The following is an 18569-nucleotide window of genomic DNA, read 5'->3' as shown; positions in this document are numbered from 1 at the left end:
AAGTTAATTATTAACAAAAAGTATTGAAAAATTTAATTATCGCTTAAATCAATTTCTGTTACATATGAAAAGTTATATTTAGCTTCTTTTAAGGAGTCTCTTACAAAGAATAAGAAAAAAGTATTAGAAGTTGATATTGAAAAAGCTAGAAAATGCTCCTTAACAATAAATAAGAGATTATTAGTTGTTTTAACATAATATATTTTGAAATATTCTAAATATACCTGTTAAATTACAAATATAAGATTAATTAATATAATAGATATGTATATAAAAATACCTGTAGTTAGCATTCTTTTTAAAATGTCCTAACTACAGGTATCTCTGTTTATTCTGTTTAATCAATTATTTTATCTTATAAAAGTTCCAAGTGTATTCTAATGTTCAGAATTATATTTATCTATCCCTTTTTGAATTTGTGCTTGATCTTTTGGATCATCGAAAAAACTCTTGTAAAATTTTATGTCAGAAGTTCCAACACCGATTTGTACTAACCCAGCTGCAGACTTTAAAGTTGTAGCACTAAAAATAGATCTTCCAACATACCCATAATGAAAATTACCAATTGCTTCACCTGTCATTAAAGATTTATTTAAATCTGAAACTGTATACTTTGTTGTTGTTCCTAATTGAACTTTATAATCCCATACTCCACCGGGTTTAACTCTTTGTGCGAAATATGAACCAGCAACTAGATGTCTAGTTCCAAATACAGCATTGTCATATACTTTTTTAAGTGATTTTGCATGACTTCTAGTTGAAGACATAATACTAATAATTTGCGCCATAGGTCTTATAACAATTTCCCTAGGTACATCTGTAACATAGTTAATTAAAAGATCTTTGTCTACGGTAATTGCTTTTTCAGTAATTAGTACATTTATTTTTTCAATAAAATTCTTTAAAGTATTAAGATCATTCTCCGATAATTTTTCAGCATCTACAAAACTATTATAATTAACATTGAGTGTTTTATCGGAATTTAATGAAACTAGATCTTTATGTTTAAGAAGTAGTGTATAAGCATCTTCATCAGAAGAAACGGCTGTAACATTTAAATCAATTGAATCATTATATATGTCTTCTATAGAATTATTAATTTCATTTAAAACACCATTTGAAGAGTCAGGTTCAGCAGCATAAATATTAGTAGGTGTAAGAATAAATAAACAAGCTATAACAATTATAAATTTAGTTAAAAAAATTCTATTACTCTTCATAACTTTATTACCTCACTATTAAATTATTTTTTAAGATTACTAACCATTGAACCAATCTGGACTAAAAAGTAACCAGACAATAAAAGTATAAGACATAATAAAAATTGAAATTAAGTACCCAATAGTCAAAAATATATCTACACTTTTAAATTTCTTTATAGTTATGGCATTTTTTAAATACATAAGAAATAAAACTAGACCAATTATTAAGCAGACAATATTTATAATTCCTAATAAATAATATCCAGGATATATTGGACTTATAATGTAAATAAAATAGATCAATAAATAAACAAAATCTACTAATAATAACTGAAATAATCTTTTTCTAATAGACATATTTCCCCCCCTTTCTATACTGTAAATTTATTGCTAACTATTCCATTATATAGAAATTTTGTTGTTTTTTCAATTTTTTTTGAAAATTATCAATATTTTAGGTTGGATAATTGATAATAGGTGGGGATAAATTTTGAGAAATTGAGGGGAAATTATTTAAGTCTTTAACTGGTAATAAAATGTAGTTCTTAGACTAACTTGTTCGTCATTATAGTCAATAGTCATTAATACACACAATAGCATAGGACGTTCATTATAGGTCCTTCAAAATATCGATTATAATAATTTTTCTATAAATAAACATGTATTACTAGGATTTCAATCTTGAAAGTTTATTTTGCCTTACTGTTGCAATCAGTGTAAGGCAAAACAAAGTAGTTAGTCCATTCTGATTTTTCTTTTTATTTATCAGCATTCAATCTTCTAATTATACCTGGTATTACGTTTCCTAAGTTACCTTTCTTATACTGTTGTATAAAATCACGATATAGTAATCTTAATATATCCTCTACTACAAATTCATTTTCTGGTTCAACATCTGTAATATCAGATAGCATTACCTCCAATCTAAGTGCTACTTTTCTTCTTAGTGAACATTTAATCTGTTTTGTTTTGGTTGTTTTATTTGGTTTAGCAAAAGTAAGAGGTTGATGCTTATCTTCCGAATAACTATATATTTTTACAAAATAATCATTTCTCTGTTTTAATTCATGATATAAGTCGTAAGGATTGTTCCTATCTTTAACTTGAAATAGAAAGTCATCGACTAAAATACTTATAAGATCTCGTTGGGTAAATTCATAATTTCCCATTGCCTCCGCGACATCTTCACAAAATAACTCCCCTCTCAAATATTCAGAAACAGGGATGAAAAAGGAATAAGGAAGTTTAACTGGGTTAGTTAATTTATTTAATGAAAAGTTTAATAATCTGTCAAAAAATCCATCTGGTCGATACGATAACTCATTAAGTTCCTCTTCATAAACAGGATATATTGGTTTATTTGATTTAGCCATATAAATGACCATCTCTTTCTTTTATTAACATGAATTTCAATAGGCGGTATGCTGCTTCTTTAAGGCTACAATCCCATTCAACTGTCTTATCAAAGAGTAGGTCATGATAGTAAACTTCTAATTTAGCAGGATAAGGCTTGCCTTTTGGGTCATAGGAGTCATCAAAAATTTGGGCATCTTTATATTCTGTTAGAGCTTTTTTTACTAAGAGTGAACAAAAAGGTGTTGGTTGTAGTCCTCTCCTATTTGCCAATCTTTTAATGAGTTTTCTTTCTTCATCTGAAAGAGGAATCTTAACATCCTTTTTTTTATCTATCCTCGTTTTGCGTCCCTCATCTTTTGTTATTGGTATTTTCCGAACATTCCTTATTAGTAATGGATCTTCTTTCTTTTTATGATTGTTGTTAAAAATAGGATTTAATGGCTTCCTTCCATCCATAGCCCTCTCTTCCCCCTCTTCTTTTTTTGTTTTGCCCTACTTTATCTCAGTGTCAGTATGCCAAATTGTTATATTGATAGAGTATGAGGAGGAGGAGAGGTTTAGAACGTATAGAAACTAGAATTTTGGACAAACTTTAAATAGACGAATAATTTTATATAAAAGGAGCTTTTTATATGGCAAAAAAAAACACTGTAATTAGTCCTGTATCTAAGGAAGTTTTAAAACAGTTTGGAGAGCTAGGGAAAAAATCAGCAGCAGTTAAGAAAGTAAAAATAAAAAAATAGCGGTTCTGGATAAGGGCCGCTATACATAATTAAAAGTTCATCTCTTTTAAGGTAATTTGTTCTTTTATGATACTTACAGCATTTTAATAATGATATATAATTACAGGGAAATTTAATTAATAATTCCCCTGCAAATGAACATTTATTCTTTGTAATTTTTGATGTTTCAGTGGTTGATAATAGGCACTCTCTAAATTTTCATTTATTAATTCTTCAACTAAGAAAAGAATATTAAATGGTAATGTATCTAATAACAGTTCTTTATGAATTGCTTCAGCAATAGATATGGTAGATGTATATATAATTACGATTTGCGGATTTTCAGGAAAATCTGAAATTGGTAAATTACCATATTTATTATAGACATATTTCCAATTCTCAAACTTATCTCTGAAATAACCAATAAAGTTTTGGTTCATTTGTGCTCTGTCAATAAGAAAGTTAATATTCCCATTAGGGGTTTTTACTTCTGCTGCACTCATTGGGAACTTATACCGAGCATTATTTGCTAGACGAGCATTCCATTTCCATTTAGAAACAACTTTCTTTTCTATGAATTGGCAGCGAAGCTCATTCATTGATACATATCGTTTTAATCCACCTACACCATAATTATCCCATCTATCAGGGGCCATAAAGAACTGATCGCTATAATAATGTTTTAGTAGCCTATAACCCGCTACCCCTAATGTAAAGGGAGCGGGAGGTCGTGTTTCTTCATCACCCCGTATTCTAACTTTCCATCTATCTACAACACCATTGGTTCTCAATCGATCTAAACGCTTAGAGGTTTCTGACCTACTCATTAGAGAAGACATATATCTCCTAATTTGGTCCTCATTTGCACAAACAGCGTCACCTAGAACTTTAATAAGGGTAAAATCCGCTTCATCAATAATTTTTCTGTTTAATAGTGTCATAGCACCTTCTATCCCTGTATATGGGTAATATTTCGAAGGTTTTACATAACTACTTTTAAGTAGTGGATGGTCCCAGAAAGGGATTTCACCATTTCTTGTGGTGAAAACAGGGAAATCGTCCATTACTAAGTTATTTTGTTCAGAAATATTCATTATTCAAAGAGGAATGAAGCGACATCTTTGATTTTCTTTTTACCCCTTGGATACCCCGTAATAGTTACTTTGGCATGTCTTTTATCTTTATCGATGGAGCGGATAGTGCAAGAAACAATATCTCCAACTACTGGCTCTGGCAAGTGACGGGGACGGATCCCTTTAACTTCTAATCCTGCATCTAATTTAACAAATATTCCATGTATGGGGTCTAGATTCGTTACTTTACCAGCGACTGTACTGTTTTGATTATAAAGTTCGATTAATTTTTTAAATGGATCATCTTGAGTATCCCTTCTGCTAACTTGAATAAGATTATTTTCTTTATCAAATCTCAAAACTTTTACTTGTATTGTTTCTCCTCGATTAATTTCATGCTGAATATTTCCATTTTCCCAGCTCCAATGTCTAGCGTTCATAAAGCAATCTGCACCATTAATACGGACAAAAACCTTCCTCGTGTTTGGATTATAACCTCTTACTACACCGTCAAAAATTGTTGACTTTAAGGAATCTTCAGCTTCTAGTGTTACTAATTGTTTCATGAATTCCGCTTTTCTGATATCATCCGCTTTCCTAACTGATACCAATACAATATTGTCTTCAATGTCTATTTGGTCTACAATCACTTCTTGAATTGATCCTGTAAAACCGTTTAATGAACGGAAATCATGATCAGAAAATTCGTTGCTTGGGCAATATGCTGTAATGTTTGTACCTTCTAAGAGAAATGTTGCTACTTCCATCTGTTTTTTTACATATTTTCCATCTTCTAATACTTTGGTTTCCCTTGTTGATACTGCAGTTACAGCTCCTTTAATTATAGTTCTATCTCGCTTAATCTTTGCTAGTTCATTTAATTGGTTGTCATTAACCCATGATGTTTTTAGTGTTTCAGCCATCATTTTCCCTCCTAATAGTGAATTTACTGTAAACATAAAAAACGACCCAAAACAAAAGCAGTTATTCAAACTACTTCGTCTTGGGTCGTTCCCATTAAATATTTAATTTTATTATTTGTTTTTTATGTTTACTAACTTATTGGAATTTTAACCTATATTTTTAATTTTTTCAATACTTACTGAAAATTACCTAGGATATATATTTAACTTTTATCAGAAAATGGAGTAATAAAGTCAAAAGGACTAGATTTTCCTTCTTCCTTTTTCTCAACCTTCCCCTCTTTTGTAGTATCATCAATTTCTTTTATTAAATCATTATAGAATGATTCTTCTTTTTCATCTAATTCTGATACTGATTGATTAGCTAATTCATTCGAAGGTGGTATATTTTTTGAAAATAGTCTTGATACATCAAGGTCAACCACCTCATCATTTATGTTAATTGCTTTTTCGCCTAAAGAAGTTCTTTTTTGTGATATAGGCTTCGTTTTATATGCTTCTTCTTTTATCTCTTTTTTAGATAAATATTTATCGGGGTATCTATCAAATTCAACTAATTCTAATTCTATATCCTCTACAGCATCTTTTTCTGGAAGAGGAATTCCTATTAATGGTTCTTCCTCTTGAAGTGGTATATCAATTATTTCGGATAGCGCTTTATCTGTTTCGTGAAACAATTCCGTATTTAAGGATTTTGACTCTAACCAAATACTAGCACTTTCCTGGATTACTTTTACTTTCGCTTCTTTAAATTCAGCCTTTGGAACAAAGTTTGCATCAATCTGCCTTACAGGTATCGGTTTATTATTAACAACTATTTTCACAGCAGCTTGGAATGGCTCCTGAAAAATTAACTTATTTGGTGTTAGAATGACATCTGTTTTTTGTTGATAGCTACTACCGGATCGCATAACAGGTTCTTCTTGAAGAGGGCTAACAGTCTGTTCGTTTTTCCCTTCTTCATAACTATCCTCTTCTCCTAATAATTTTGAGAATAATTGTGCGTCAAAATAAGAGATATCTCCATAAACCATTTTGTGTCTAAAACCAGTTAACAAAGTATGCATGTACATTTCTCCGTATTTGTCTGCCAATTGAGCTACTGTTTGTGCTGCAACAGTAATAATAGCTTTATATTTTCTAGCTTGCGATATAAATTCTTTAAATGGTAAATAAATATAGTCTGGAAATTCATCGATGATTATATGTGCAAAAGTACTAGTTAGAGGTGTTCTCCTATATACAGCATTCTGTAGGCTTAGCAAAACAAACTTCCCTAAAACGTTAGAAAGACCTCCTAAATCATCTTTTGCCGTATTGACTAATAATATACCGCCTCTATTTAAGTGCTCGTCAAAAGAAAACTCTGATTTATCAAATAGTACGCGTCTTATCAGTTTATTTGCTCCTATATCATTTAGAACGTTTCTTAGCCCCTGAACATATTCTCCTTGTGCGTCAAAATAAGCTGTTTCCCCATAGTATTCGCCTTCTTTAACTTGTTCATTAGCTCCATTTCGACTAGTTTTAGGAATATGGTTCATGTTAAACCAATTATCAATTTGTTTTACGATATCCCAATGGTTTCGTTCATCCCTATCTTTAATAAGGTGATAATCTTTAGGGATAGTTTCCTTTAACTTTAAATGCATATGCCTAACAATTTGAGGATCATTGTACATTTTTAATAAAGTATCAAATTGTGCCTCTGTAGACGGGTCGTGTAATTTTAATAGATAAATATAGTTTTTTAAGTGGTTTCTTTGACTTTGTTGAAAGAAAAAGTTTCCTGTTCCCCCTTCTTGAATTCCATCCATTACCATTGCAAATGCTTCGGCTACCTGGTCAACTGGTCCTTGCATGGGATTAATAGATGGTGTATTGGGGTTCGTAGGGTCAATATAGAATACAGCCTCTTCAGGTATATCATGAGCTTTAACTAATTGAAATGCTTTCTGACACAAATCGTTAGATGGTTCAATTATACTAATACTACTTAAATATGTTCCTCTTATTTCCTCCGTTTTATAATTGGATAATTTAGAGACTTTAGGAAATACATTGATAAACTTTGTTAGCCAGTGCAAATCCTGATTAATGATAGGTAATATTAATGCTGATGTTTTTCCTGTTCCTGGTGGTCCGAATATGCCATTATGTAATGATCTATCTTTACCAGGTTGAATAATAAGTTCTTTAGTTTGAGAATCGGGACCTAGAACAACGTCTGGCCAAACCTCTTCTTTACTATTTCTAAACCATTTTTGTAAATATACATTTTTAAATTCAAATTTTTCAAATGCTTCTTTAATTTGTTTAGAGTATTGGGAATATTGTCCACCCAACCAAATTAAAATAATACTTGTAACTATTGAGGGAGTAAAAACTAAGGTGTAAAACAAAGTGTTAATATCCCCAACAGCTACATTAAACCAAATATTATCTACATGTATGCTATTGATAAGATTTCCTAGGTAAGGAATGAGCGTATTATAAACAGGTGCTGTGATTAACCACATATAATAGGCTGTTATTCCAATGAACATATTCCAAAACCATAGGCTTCTCCACAACTTTTTTTGTGTTTTTTCATATTTTGTACTTACTAACCAAGAGATAATCAAGAAGACTGTACATGTAAGAAAACCAATTAAGCCTGGACTTAAGCTGTTACCAAATAAAACGAAGCTAGGAACACTATTGTAAAACTGCCCAATAACTAAGAAAAGATAGTTACAAATACTTCTAACTGATAAAAAAACAGAGACTAACCCAGTAACTAAAATAGTGATCCCAGGGAGCTTAGGATGAACCTTTAGTTCTTTCAAGTACTCTGCCCCCCTTTTTCTTCTCCAATGTTAGCTGCTTTTCTCCTTGGAGAAGTAATGGCCAATTTTTAGTATCTGTAAATTTTAGTGTTTCATAATTTTTCATTACAATGTCATTTTCTAGTTCTGATCTACTCTGATAAACAATAAGAAGGTGTGAAACCTCTTGTTTAAATTTATTATTTTTGTTCTCTTCTTCTAAAAAATTTATTTTGTTTAATGCAGCAACACTTGCCTCTTCCACTATATTCAAAACTAAAACTTGTTTTGAATTGGTTCTTTCTTTATGAATCAATTCATATTGTGCTATCTCTCCAATGTTATAACTATCATTATGAAATATTTCCTTTTTTGGAAGAGGCACCAATTGATAATTAGAATTGCTTATTTCCATTGATAGTTCAAAAAGTTCTTGTTCAGACTTAAAAGTAGATTTATCAAATGGATAAATTCCTTTTAATATATTGTTTGCAATAATTGGTGAGCGACTAGCTGTAGTAACATAAAAGTGAAGGTTAGAGATCTTATCAGCGCCTTTATGAATTATGGTGTCTTTTATATTTAAAACCCTAGTTCTTCTATCATCATAATACTTTACTGTATAGATATTGCTGTTATCTGCAACTGATATTAATACATAATGTTCTTCCTCAGGTTTGTGTTTACTTAATTTGATGTAATTTCTTATTTTTTCTTTGATTTTTGTCATTGTCTGTAAACCTGTGTCATATTCAATATTTAGAGTGCGACTACCTTTTCTAAATACCCAATCAGGGACAATAAATGGTTCACCAACTTCATTTTTGTAGGTATCTTTGTTGGGATGTATTGAAATTATGTTTTTCCTATTTGTTTTTAAAGCTATGAGAGTATCTATAACCACATCTTGAATTCCTAAATAATGAGAAGAGTTTCTAATGTAATTATTGATATTTATAGCTTTTTCTTCTTCCTTAATAATTCCTTCTTGTTTTAAAATGTTTATACCATTCTTTCCTAAGTAATAACATGATATAGGTGGTTTATTTAGAACGGACTGATATTCTATTTTTACAATAGCGTAATTTGACCACCTCTTTAATTTCTTTTGAATAGAATCCCCTTTATATCCAAATAATTGATTACCATATTTGGTTAATTGCTTATTAGTTAAATAACGGTTAGTCCAAATAAGTGATAATAGCTCCAAATCAGTTAAATTTATCCAGGCTCCTTTTCTTTTTTCATGTTCATTATCAAATCCATACCATACTCTGGCTGATTCCAAATTTCCTCCTCCTTAAATCAGAAAAACCCCCAAAATAGTGAAGAATCAATCTTCATCATTTTGAGGGTTTTTCCCTTTGTATTATTAAACTGTGACTAGTATATCATTTTGGGATGATCCTAACAACTAGAGTTTTATGCATAAATATTAGTATTATTCATTCATTAGGCATACTAATCACTAGTAAAAACACTCGAGAAAACTACTGTAAAAAATAAATTTTGATTAGAGTACAAAAAACATAAAATGATGTGTGTTTTCTAACTCTAAAAACATATGAAGTTGGGGTTTGAAAACATAAAAAAATATAAGTTTATCAAGGGTTAACATCATCCTCTGTTAAGGATGTCCGCTCACGGACAAATAACCTTATCCGTAATAGGATATCCGTAAGCAGTTGGAATTAATTAAAAAAGTCAGCATTTTTTATAAAATCACGAGTGTATAAAAAAGTGAATAAAATATGAACTGTTTCATCTAAATTTTATAGGTGAAGGACAATGAAAATGGGAGTCATCTATATTCGAGTTAGTAATCTAATTGCGAATAAACTGACTTATAAGTCTTCTTTTTAGAAGAAGCCATGTTAATCTCTCGTTTATGTTTGATTAATGTAAAAAGTATGTTTAGAGTAAGGAAAGTGTTTATTGAGTTGATGTAAGAGTTACGTAAAACATTGGTTTATATGAATGCTATTTGCAGTGCTTATATAATTTAGATGTAAAACCACTATGAAAAAACAAATTAAATAAGTAGTAACTAATAGTGGTAACCATATCATTTGCTACTTATTTATGGAACTGTAATATATAAAAAATATCAAGGTATATAAGGTTTTTAATATAGTAACTAAATATAGTTACTATATTAATTATTTAATATAAAAAAATACCTTCAAATGATAGCGAAATAACTAAAAATACTAATTTGTGACTTTTAGATAAATTAAATTTATTTTTCTAAGCAATAATTACTGAAAATTAAGTGAGATAACTTATAATCGATCCATAAAGTAACTTATTTTAGTAACTATGAGTAAATCGTTGATATTATTGGGTTTGTGAGATATATTTCATATGATATTTTATTTATTAAAAGTGTAGACACTTGAATTAGTAACTTTAATTGGTTATTATATATTTAAATTATAAGAATATCTTAGTAAAGGAGGATAATATTGGACTTAGAGCTTCATCAAAAATATAAAAATACAAAATTTGATCCAGAAACATTAGATTTATTCACCGATTTAATATCTAATGACACAGTATTAAAAAAAGTATTTCTCTTTATTGCAAAGAACGAAAAGGACAGTATTGTAACAGTTGGAGAAATATCTGAAAAAGTACAGGTAGAACGAAAACATAGAGTTGAAAAAAATAAACGTTATTCATTTGTTTGCAAGGATGATTACATACATAGAAAACAAGCGGAAAAAATAGTTGAGCGTTTGTTAGCAATGTCGTTGATATATTATAAAGCTGTTCCACCATATAAGCATTTGTTTTTAACTATTCGCGGCAAACAAGTAATTCAAAGACTTTATGGATGAAGAAGATTATTAGTAAATAAGGAGATGAAAATAATGGCTAAAACATTCACAAAAAATAAACCTGCTATTAACATTACTATGGTTGGGTTTGGACAAGCCGGTTCAAGAATGGCAGATCAATTTGCAGCTATAAAAAATGCTGATGGTACTTCTGTATATAATTGTCTAGCATTAAACAGTAATGATGGTGATTTAGCGGGATTAAAGCACATCACTCCCAATAATAGAGAGAGTCTAGAGCTGGGTGGTTTAGGTAAGAATCCTGAAGAGGCAATGCAAATTTTAGAAACAAATGAAAAAGTTAAAGAGCAACTAAAAAGTTTCATAAAAGATAGAGTTAGACCGACTGACGACTTAGTAATGTTTTTTGCTGGTCTAGGTGGCGGAACGGGTACCTCTACTATCGTAAAGGCAATTGAAGAATTTTATGAATATAACAATAAACCTAAAATTCAAGAAGAGTTTAATAAATTAAAAGAAAAATATGGTATAGATGAGATAAAAAAAGAGCCAAAAAAATACTTAATTGAGGCTACTAAAATTGCTCGTAAGCGATTTACAAAGATTGGTGTAGTGGCTACTATCCCTACTAGAGCGGATGGTCCTGATGTATTAAGACAAGTAAATAATTTCACTAAAAAAATTGATGATATTGCCAAAAACCCTAATAAAGGTGTAGCATTTGTAGTCTATCCTGATAACCAACTAATGTATGAAGAGTTCAATAGTTTACTAGAAAATGAGAGAAAAGGAATTGAAAATTACCGAGACTATGCAAATATTAAACTAGTTGAAGAGTTTCATGAACTAAATACTGCTACTACTGGTGGTGGAACCTCGGTTACTTTTGATAGTGCTGATTTTAGAAGAACAATTTTAGAGCATCAAGGTTGTTTATTCATAAGTAAGGTAACTAAACCTGCTTCTGAAATAAAAAATGGTCATGATATTAATAAAATGTTTTCTGAGTCTCTCGATAAAAATAGCTTTCACGATCCTATAGAATTGATTAATCCAGAGACAAATCAAATGGCCAAAATTCACCATATAGGGATTTTAGCTATTATTGATTCAAAATTAAAAGTTGGTAGTTCTTTTATTGATGATGCTAGAGATGAAATTATTAATAAATTACCCCTAAACGGTACTGTTTTTTCTGGGTATATTGAAGAACAAAATGATTTTTCTGTAACTGTTTATACATTTTTTAAAGCGGAGGCATTTCCTAAGCGATTGGCTAAGGGATTAGTGGAAGAATATAACGAATTTAAAGAAAGACAAAAACAAATAACCTATATGTCCCAAGGCATTGAGCAAATTAGTGAAACTAACGAAGAGGATGATTTTGATCTTTCTGAACTGGCTGCAGAACTAGGAGTGGAAGATCTTTTTGAAGAATCGGTTGGAGAAGTAGCATCTTCTAAGGATGATGAGGATATAGATATTGATGATATTTTACAACAAATAAATGAGAATGAATTAAAATAAGATAAAAAAAGCAAAGAATCGCCCTATTCTTTGCTTTTTTTTGACTTAGATACTTTTTTTCATGGAACAATTCCGGCATTCCCTAAGTAGTTTCCCCTTCGATATAGAACTTTTAAAATGTGCCATATTACAATTGTCGCATCTACCACTAATCCTGTCAGGATATAAATTATAATCATAGATTTTATTTATATCAATTTCTTCTTTCGTTAAATAATTATTCATCTCATTACTTCCTTAATTTATAGTCAATAATGCTATTATAATCTATTTGTTTCCCCTATTCGCTTAAATTCTTTCGGAAAGCGCATTCATTATAAGAGAAAGTTTATGTAAATGGTTGTTTTATGTGATGTTTACGTTGAATTTTATAGATAAAGTGTATATTAACATGGAATTAACGAACTCTATGAGATTTACCAATGAAAATACTACGTAATAATGATGTAATTTATATATTAATCTTATGTACTTATGTAAGTCTTACGTATTTATGATATAAAATTTATGTAACATAATATTTATTTTACGTAATGCTTACAAAAGTTTTTTATAAAGTTTATGTAGAGTTGTTGTAAGGTGATGATTAATGTAAGGATAATTTGCATTGATGGTATGTAAAAATGTCCTTTACTTCCTTTGATTTTTTGGTTCTTTCCGTGTAAAATCAATTGTAAAGTGTCATTTTTGACAATAAAAGTGGTAGGAGGTGGGGTGAATGAGTGAAATTTCTATGAGAGAATTATTAGAAGATGAATTTAAACTTGATCCTCTTTATAATGTTGCTATTATTCGTGAATTAGAAGATTACATTTGGACTGAAAAAATTTTAAGTATGAGTAATGAGCGAACTTACGATACTGTAGAAGCAAGTAAATTTATTGGACGTGCTGATGCAACTATAAGATATTACTTAAGACATGAGCTAAGTGATATTTATATAAAGCCGGAAAAACAAGGGAGATATTATAAATTAAGTTATTATACTATCTTTAAAATTCATTTAGTCTCTATATTAATAGATATAGGGGGGTTGTCTACAACTGAAATACTAACTGAGTTAGGTCATAAAACTACAACTGTTCCTTCTAGTAAAAATACACCTTTATATGACGATCTTAAAAAGTTATCTCAATTTGTTGAAGCTTCTTATAAGTTTAATAATCAGTTGTTAGTAAAAATGCAGCAGCAAACGGTTTTGTTATTATCTTATGAAAAAAAGTTGAGTAATTTAAGAATTGAGTCAGTAAACATTGATAGAAAAATTGCTGATGCTAAATCCGAGGTTACTGAACTTAAAAATGATTCTATGAGCAATTATCTCTTGGAAAGGCAAGACCAAATTTTAGTTGCCTCATTAAAGAAAAAACCAAAAGGTTTTTTTAGTAGATTTAAAAATGATTCTAAAGAAGAACTTATTAATATAGAAGTAGATAAACAACTTAAAGAAAAGCAAGAAGCTGCTGTTCAAAGTAAGACTGAGTTATTAAAAGAAAAGATTGATGGCTATTATAAAGAATTGAATAGTATACAAGAAGAAATAGCTGAAATGGAGCAAAAATATGAACTAGCTCTAAGGGAACAGGAAAGAATTCTTGAAGAGGGGAAATACTCGGTTCAAAACTTTCTAAATAATCCTTTAGAGAACAATATAATAGATTGAATATTCTGTCATATTGTTTTATAATAATGGTATATAAATGAACTGAGGTGGTTTTAATGTTTTTACTTAAAACAAAAAAATCTGAAAACATTATTTTAAATACAATTGTAATAGTATCTATTTTTACTCTAGTTGGATCAATACTAGTAAGCATATAAAGGGTACTTTTAAATAAAAAAGGCTAAGTTAATTGTACTTAGTCTTTTTTTATTGATTTGTTTATAATAATTTCTTTGTTAATCGTTATGTAATAGTAATTAAGAATTGGCTGTATGGATTATCTTCTGATAGGACTTAGCCTTTCTAAATTTTGGCGCGAGAACCGATAACCTTCTTTTTTAATTTTCATAAAATCATAGTAATATCTACTCATTTTACATTTTTTCCAAATAATTAACATTTTTCAAAAGGTATTTAATACCAAAAATAGAATAAGTACATTGTAACTAACAGTTATAAAAATATTAAAAAGGAGTGTTCCCAAAAATGAAAATTAAGAAACTAGTTCTGAGTGCTACTGTAGCAATAGCTATTGTAGGTGGTTCTGCTATTCCAACTTTTGCGGCATCAGGAAATACTGAAAGCCAACTAACTTCAGCAAGTAACGAACTATCTACTCCATATGTGAATTTAACTGCATATGCTGCAGATTCATCAAGTGTTACTATAAGTCCGCCTGAATGGAAAGCGGTGTCAGGATCTGTGGTTGGTAAAGGTCAGTATGGTAAAATAAAGCTTTATTCTACTGGGGTTGCAGGTTTATGGGTGCAAGAAAAGATCGGAAATAATTGGGTAACTATGGGTGGATCTGCTGGTTTACAATTGTTCGAAGAGGGTGGCGAAGCTACGCAAGATTATTGGATGGAAAAAGGTAAGGAGTATAGGATCGAAATAATCTCAGGTACTGCGTCAAAAACAACTGGAACTATAAGAAATTCACTATAAAAATACACTCAATTGAATCAATTTCATACCAATTTCCCTTATTTTGTATCAAAAACCAAGAAGTCGTCTTGCTAAAAGCAAAAGACGGTTTCTTGGTTTTTTTCAAGTCAAATTAAAAAGTCGATGCCGTATGGACTGACTTACTATAGGTGGTCCATTTTTACTTTGTCGGATACCCCTTAATGACATATTATCTTTTAACAATTACGTTAGAGTACATATATACTCTAAGCTTTTTAAAATAAATAACCAATACACATCATTAATGGGTATTTCCCTTTTAAAAACGTTAGATTAAAATGACATATTACTATCCATAATTTATACTAAAATATACTAAGGACTAAGTAAATAAAATTCTCGAAGTAGAGATTATAAGTTGAAATTACTATATAGTTTTTAAAAGGGGGATAGAAGATGAAGTATGATGGTTTTATTTCGTTTTTAGAAGAAAAGAATTATAGTGAAACTACTATAGCGAGTTATGAACTTGTTTTAAATCAATTCTTCTCATTCCTAAGACAACTCTATAAAAAGAAAATAGAATTATATGAAATCAAATCTAAAGATATAAGAGACTATCTTTCAACTCAGGGAGATAATCAGAAGGCAATCTCCACAATTAATAAAGAGTTGGCCATTTTAAAATCCTATTTTGATTATTTATGGGAAAGAAACAAAGTACCTATTGATCCAGCAGCAAAAATAAAAAGACTAAAGGTACAAAAACACCTGGATATTAGTTTGTTTTATGAAGATTTACTTAAGGTAAAGGAACTTGTAATAGCAAATACCAATTATACAGCAAAGCGAAAAGCATTGTTTATACTTGCTATGGAAGGATTAAAAGCCTCCGAATTTAAGTTTAAAAAGGATGATGTTTCTATAATCGATGATAGAATTAAGATTAATCTTTCCAATAGAGTCATTACATTGGATAACATTGATGCAAGTATTTTTCTTGAGTTTTATTATAATAATTTACTAAACGAGTCAGAGTATCTATTCACTTATACGGATTCAGTAAATAATAGAATAATACCTATTACTTTTATGGGAATACACTATCACTTAAAAAATATACAAAAGGATTATGATATTAATCAAGACCTGCAGTTAACAACTATTAGAAAAGCTCTGTGCTACTATTTATATATTAATAAAAAACTCGCAGTCCAACGTATAGCTTTGATTATGGGTATAGAAGAACAAACTGTTTCTATCTATTTAAGTAAGTTAACGAAGAGTATGAAAAGCATCTAAAACTTAATTAGAATCTAATATTATTAATAGGTTGAAATATAATAACTTTATAGGCTATAATACATTTAAATAAATCATTCAATGGGAAGAACCCAGAATAAACAGTTCTATAATAGAGCTGTTTATTCTGGGTTCTTTTTTTAGGGAGAGAAGTTGATTAATGGAAAGGGAAAACAGCTTTATTAACAAAGTTATTACTGCGTCCCTCTTAAGTGAAGGAGAAAAAGAAATACAATCAAGTTCGCGAAAACTTAAAGTTCCATTTAATAAGAAAAAAATTCTTTATTTATCTAACTTATTAGCAGAATACAAATTAGAAAATAGCGTGTCAGTGCAATTCAAAAAAGGAGAATTCACTATTCATAGTAATGCTTTAGGATTCTTCCTAAGCAATTGGTACATTAAAGACCATAAGATATTTAGTTATCGTGTTGATCCATCATTAATTGATAAGGAAGCTATCATAATTGCTGCTATTTTGTTTGGGGAACGAAAACAGGATTATATTAGCATACACTCCAGCATTCACAAGGATCATCTTAAAACTTTGTGCTTATGTATAAATAAAAACATCAATGTCCCAGTTTCTTTCCATGGGGATCGAATTAGAATTTTTAATGTTAAACAGTTCTTTATGAATGTTTTTAGAAATTCTTCGACTATTCATACAGCGGAACTTGTTGATTTTCTTACAGAACAAGAGAAAAAAGAAATAAAGGAAGGGAGTTTTTTATGAGATTTAAACCATTTTACTCTTCACTTTTGATCTCAGGTTTTATCATACTCTCAGGTTGTAGTAATGATCCATTTGTTAAGGAAGCGAAAAAAATAAATGAAACAAAGGATACACATGAAGAAACTGAAACTGATAGTAAATCCCAGGACTTAGAATCATTCTATAAGGATCAGGTACGGCCTTTAGATGAGGTTGTTGCTGAATTGGACGGTGAATCTGTCAAAATACTAGATAAGAAAGAAGTGGAAGTAAAATCTTCTTATGAAGATCCAGAGGAGTTTGCAAGGTATGCAGCCGATATCTTATACAAATTCCAATCTCTGCAAATTTCTCCTGAGGACTTCTACAAATTTATTTTAGACTATGGTAGTATTCAGACCGTTGAAGAATTACCACAAAAACACGATGCCATAAATATTTTCAAATCAATACAAGATTCCTATTTACAAGCTAATGTCAAAGGGGAGTCTTATGATATTACAGTAGTAAACTTAGATAGATTTAAAAGACAGGGGTACTTTTATCGCAAAGTATTAAGTACAGAAGGAATTAATTATTTTATTACTTCTATTTATAAAGAAGATGGTGCTTGGAAATATATTACTGATGAGCCATCAGATCCTTTTTATGAAGAATCCCAAGGAGGAAAAGAAAAATGAAAACTTTAGAAGAAATTCAGCAAAAAACAGAGGAAATGTTGATGTTACACTATCAAACAAATGGAGAGTTTAACAAAGATTTTTTTCTTTTGAACCAATATGTGCGTATACACCTTGAACAATTTATGGACGCAGAGAAAATTAAGGAATATGAGAATCATCTATTTAAAGTATCAAAATCTCTTTTATTTAATGGATATTTTATTGGGATGGAAATATTAAACAATCTAGAAGAGATATTTAAAGATGATGAAATATTTGAACAAAGTAATGCCAACCTTAAACAACAAACTTTTGATATGCTCCGTCAGGTCTTAGGTGAAAATGTAGAGGATACATTAATTACAGAACCACATAGAAAATTAACTGCAAAACTAGTAATAGAATATGAAAATATTCTTCCTACTTTATTGAACTATGCATTTTATACAACCGTTTTGGGTGTACAACTTGCCTTTCAAGATGAACGGGATAGAAGAGACATAAGTTTACCGAATCAAAATAAAGAGGGAGGAATATTAGCGAATATAGAAGATACACACTTCCTTTTTCCAGATGTATTTATGAATATTTCAGTTGTAAATAACAATGTAGAAGTATGGACAATTACCCAATCTTTTTGGAATGCTTTCGACAAGATAGGTGACATATTCGTGGCCGAAAATTCAGTTGGTGATCTCTATTTAAATGTGATAATGAAAAATTCATTATCTCTCGTTCAAAGAAACATGATTTTTAATCAAATTGAAGGTTTACTTAAAGAAAAATATAAGACGGGAAAATTAATTAAGACTATGGCAGTCGTTGAAGAGTTCTTTGATATTAGTGAAGAAGATTTCGGTGACATTGCATATTGAAATAAATTAAATAGAAATTTAAGACGAGTGTTGGT

General features: G+C 29.8%; 15 protein-coding genes. 8 read left to right on the top strand and 7 right to left on the bottom strand.

Annotation, left to right across the window (positions count from 1 at the left end; all coding sequences use genetic code 11):
* Window positions 1-377 precede the first annotated feature (377 nt).
* The 7 genes from F9279_RS09135 to F9279_RS09105 form a co-directional block, all read right to left on the bottom strand.
* A complete protein-coding gene (locus F9279_RS09135) occupies window positions 378-1220 on the bottom strand; it encodes a polymorphic toxin type 44 domain-containing protein (protein ID WP_053215730.1) in 843 nt (280 codons plus the stop codon).
* Window positions 1221-1960: 740 nt separating this feature from the next.
* The gene (locus F9279_RS09130; RefSeq protein WP_016205276.1) at window positions 1961-2575 is read right to left on the bottom strand and encodes a hypothetical protein; all 615 of its coding nucleotides are present in this window, start codon (window positions 2573-2575) and stop codon (window positions 1961-1963) included.
* A complete protein-coding gene (locus F9279_RS09125; RefSeq protein ID WP_016205275.1) occupies window positions 2568-3014 on the bottom strand; it encodes a hypothetical protein in 447 nt (148 codons plus the stop codon). Before F9279_RS09125 ends, F9279_RS09130 begins: the two co-directional genes overlap by 8 nt.
* A 403-nt stretch (window positions 3015-3417) precedes the next feature.
* Window positions 3418-4374, bottom strand: a complete 957-nt coding sequence (locus tag F9279_RS09120) for a replication-relaxation family protein (RefSeq protein ID WP_016205274.1) — start codon at window positions 4372-4374, stop codon at window positions 3418-3420.
* Window positions 4374-5276: a S1 RNA-binding domain-containing protein gene (locus F9279_RS09115; protein ID WP_047943191.1), complete on the bottom strand. Its 903-nt coding sequence runs from the start codon at window positions 5274-5276 to the stop codon at window positions 4374-4376. The genes F9279_RS09120 and F9279_RS09115 overlap by 1 nt, the downstream gene beginning before the upstream one ends.
* Before the next feature lie 203 nt (window positions 5277-5479).
* Window positions 5480-8104, bottom strand: coding sequence for a type IV secretory system conjugative DNA transfer family protein (locus tag F9279_RS09110; protein ID WP_047943192.1), 2625 nt, complete (start codon window positions 8102-8104; stop codon window positions 5480-5482).
* Window positions 8079-9371, bottom strand: coding sequence for a replication-relaxation family protein (locus tag F9279_RS09105; protein WP_047943193.1), 1293 nt, complete (start codon window positions 9369-9371; stop codon window positions 8079-8081). The genes F9279_RS09110 and F9279_RS09105 overlap by 26 nt, the downstream gene beginning before the upstream one ends.
* A 1177-nt stretch (window positions 9372-10548) precedes the next feature.
* Between F9279_RS09105 and F9279_RS09100 the strand changes: the two genes are divergently transcribed.
* The 8 genes from F9279_RS09100 to F9279_RS09060 all read left to right on the top strand — a co-directional run bounded on the left by F9279_RS09100 (window position 10549) and on the right by F9279_RS09060 (window position 18534).
* Complete coding sequence (locus F9279_RS09100; RefSeq protein WP_047943194.1) at window positions 10549-10923, top strand: hypothetical protein; 375 nt, start codon at window positions 10549-10551, stop codon at window positions 10921-10923.
* A 33-nt stretch (window positions 10924-10956) separates the two neighbouring features.
* Window positions 10957-12411 (top strand): cell division protein FtsZ, encoded by a 1455-nt coding sequence (locus F9279_RS09095; RefSeq protein ID WP_047943195.1) that lies wholly within the window; start codon window positions 10957-10959, stop codon window positions 12409-12411.
* A gap of 718 nt (window positions 12412-13129) precedes the next feature.
* Window positions 13130-14074 (top strand): hypothetical protein, encoded by a 945-nt coding sequence (locus F9279_RS09085; protein ID WP_047943196.1) that lies wholly within the window; start codon window positions 13130-13132, stop codon window positions 14072-14074.
* Between the two features lie 486 nt (window positions 14075-14560).
* A complete protein-coding gene (locus tag F9279_RS09080) occupies window positions 14561-15019 on the top strand; it encodes a hypothetical protein (RefSeq protein WP_047943197.1) in 459 nt (152 codons plus the stop codon).
* Window positions 15020-15436: 417 nt separating this feature from the next.
* Complete coding sequence (locus F9279_RS09075; RefSeq protein WP_047943198.1) at window positions 15437-16282, top strand: tyrosine-type recombinase/integrase; 846 nt, start codon at window positions 15437-15439, stop codon at window positions 16280-16282.
* Between the two features lie 160 nt (window positions 16283-16442).
* Complete coding sequence (locus F9279_RS09070; protein WP_047943199.1) at window positions 16443-17018, top strand: hypothetical protein; 576 nt, start codon at window positions 16443-16445, stop codon at window positions 17016-17018.
* Window positions 17015-17677, top strand: a complete 663-nt coding sequence (locus F9279_RS09065; RefSeq protein ID WP_047943200.1) for a hypothetical protein — start codon at window positions 17015-17017, stop codon at window positions 17675-17677. The genes F9279_RS09070 and F9279_RS09065 overlap by 4 nt, the downstream gene beginning before the upstream one ends.
* Window positions 17674-18534: a hypothetical protein gene (locus F9279_RS09060; RefSeq protein ID WP_047943201.1), complete on the top strand. Its 861-nt coding sequence runs from the start codon at window positions 17674-17676 to the stop codon at window positions 18532-18534. The genes F9279_RS09065 and F9279_RS09060 overlap by 4 nt, the downstream gene beginning before the upstream one ends.
* Window positions 18535-18569: the final 35 nt, after the last annotated feature.

Source organism: Bacillus sp. B1-b2 (genome assembly GCF_009183415.1).
GTDB lineage: Bacteria > Bacillota > Bacilli > Bacillales > Cytobacillaceae > Niallia.
The sequence above is the reverse complement of the archived record's forward strand: the minus strand, read 5'-3'. Positions and strand labels throughout refer to the sequence as shown.

What these genes read in the sequence shown, in the direction of transcription:
- F9279_RS09115 (WP_047943191.1), bottom strand. Translation starts at nt 5,276, where the DNA reads ATGGCTGAAACACTAAAAACATCATGGGTTAATGACAACCAATTAAAT.
- F9279_RS09065 (WP_047943200.1), top strand. Translation starts at nt 17,015, where the DNA reads ATGAGATTTAAACCATTTTACTCTTCACTTTTGATCTCAGGTTTTATC.
- F9279_RS09130 (WP_016205276.1), bottom strand. Translation starts at nt 2,575, where the DNA reads ATGGCTAAATCAAATAAACCAATATATCCTGTTTATGAAGAGGAACTT.
- F9279_RS09075 (WP_047943198.1), top strand. Translation starts at nt 15,437, where the DNA reads ATGAAGTATGATGGTTTTATTTCGTTTTTAGAAGAAAAGAATTATAGT.
- F9279_RS09080 (WP_047943197.1), top strand. Translation starts at nt 14,561, where the DNA reads ATGAAAATTAAGAAACTAGTTCTGAGTGCTACTGTAGCAATAGCTATT.
- F9279_RS09060 (WP_047943201.1), top strand. Translation starts at nt 17,674, where the DNA reads ATGAAAACTTTAGAAGAAATTCAGCAAAAAACAGAGGAAATGTTGATG.
- F9279_RS09135 (WP_053215730.1), bottom strand. Translation starts at nt 1,220, where the DNA reads ATGAAGAGTAATAGAATTTTTTTAACTAAATTTATAATTGTTATAGCT.
- F9279_RS09125 (WP_016205275.1), bottom strand. Translation starts at nt 3,014, where the DNA reads ATGGATGGAAGGAAGCCATTAAATCCTATTTTTAACAACAATCATAAA.
- F9279_RS09085 (WP_047943196.1), top strand. Translation starts at nt 13,130, where the DNA reads ATGAGTGAAATTTCTATGAGAGAATTATTAGAAGATGAATTTAAACTT.
- F9279_RS09070 (WP_047943199.1), top strand. Translation starts at nt 16,443, where the DNA reads ATGGAAAGGGAAAACAGCTTTATTAACAAAGTTATTACTGCGTCCCTC.
- F9279_RS09120 (WP_016205274.1), bottom strand. Translation starts at nt 4,374, where the DNA reads ATGAATATTTCTGAACAAAATAACTTAGTAATGGACGATTTCCCTGTT.
- F9279_RS09095 (WP_047943195.1), top strand. Translation starts at nt 10,957, where the DNA reads ATGGCTAAAACATTCACAAAAAATAAACCTGCTATTAACATTACTATG.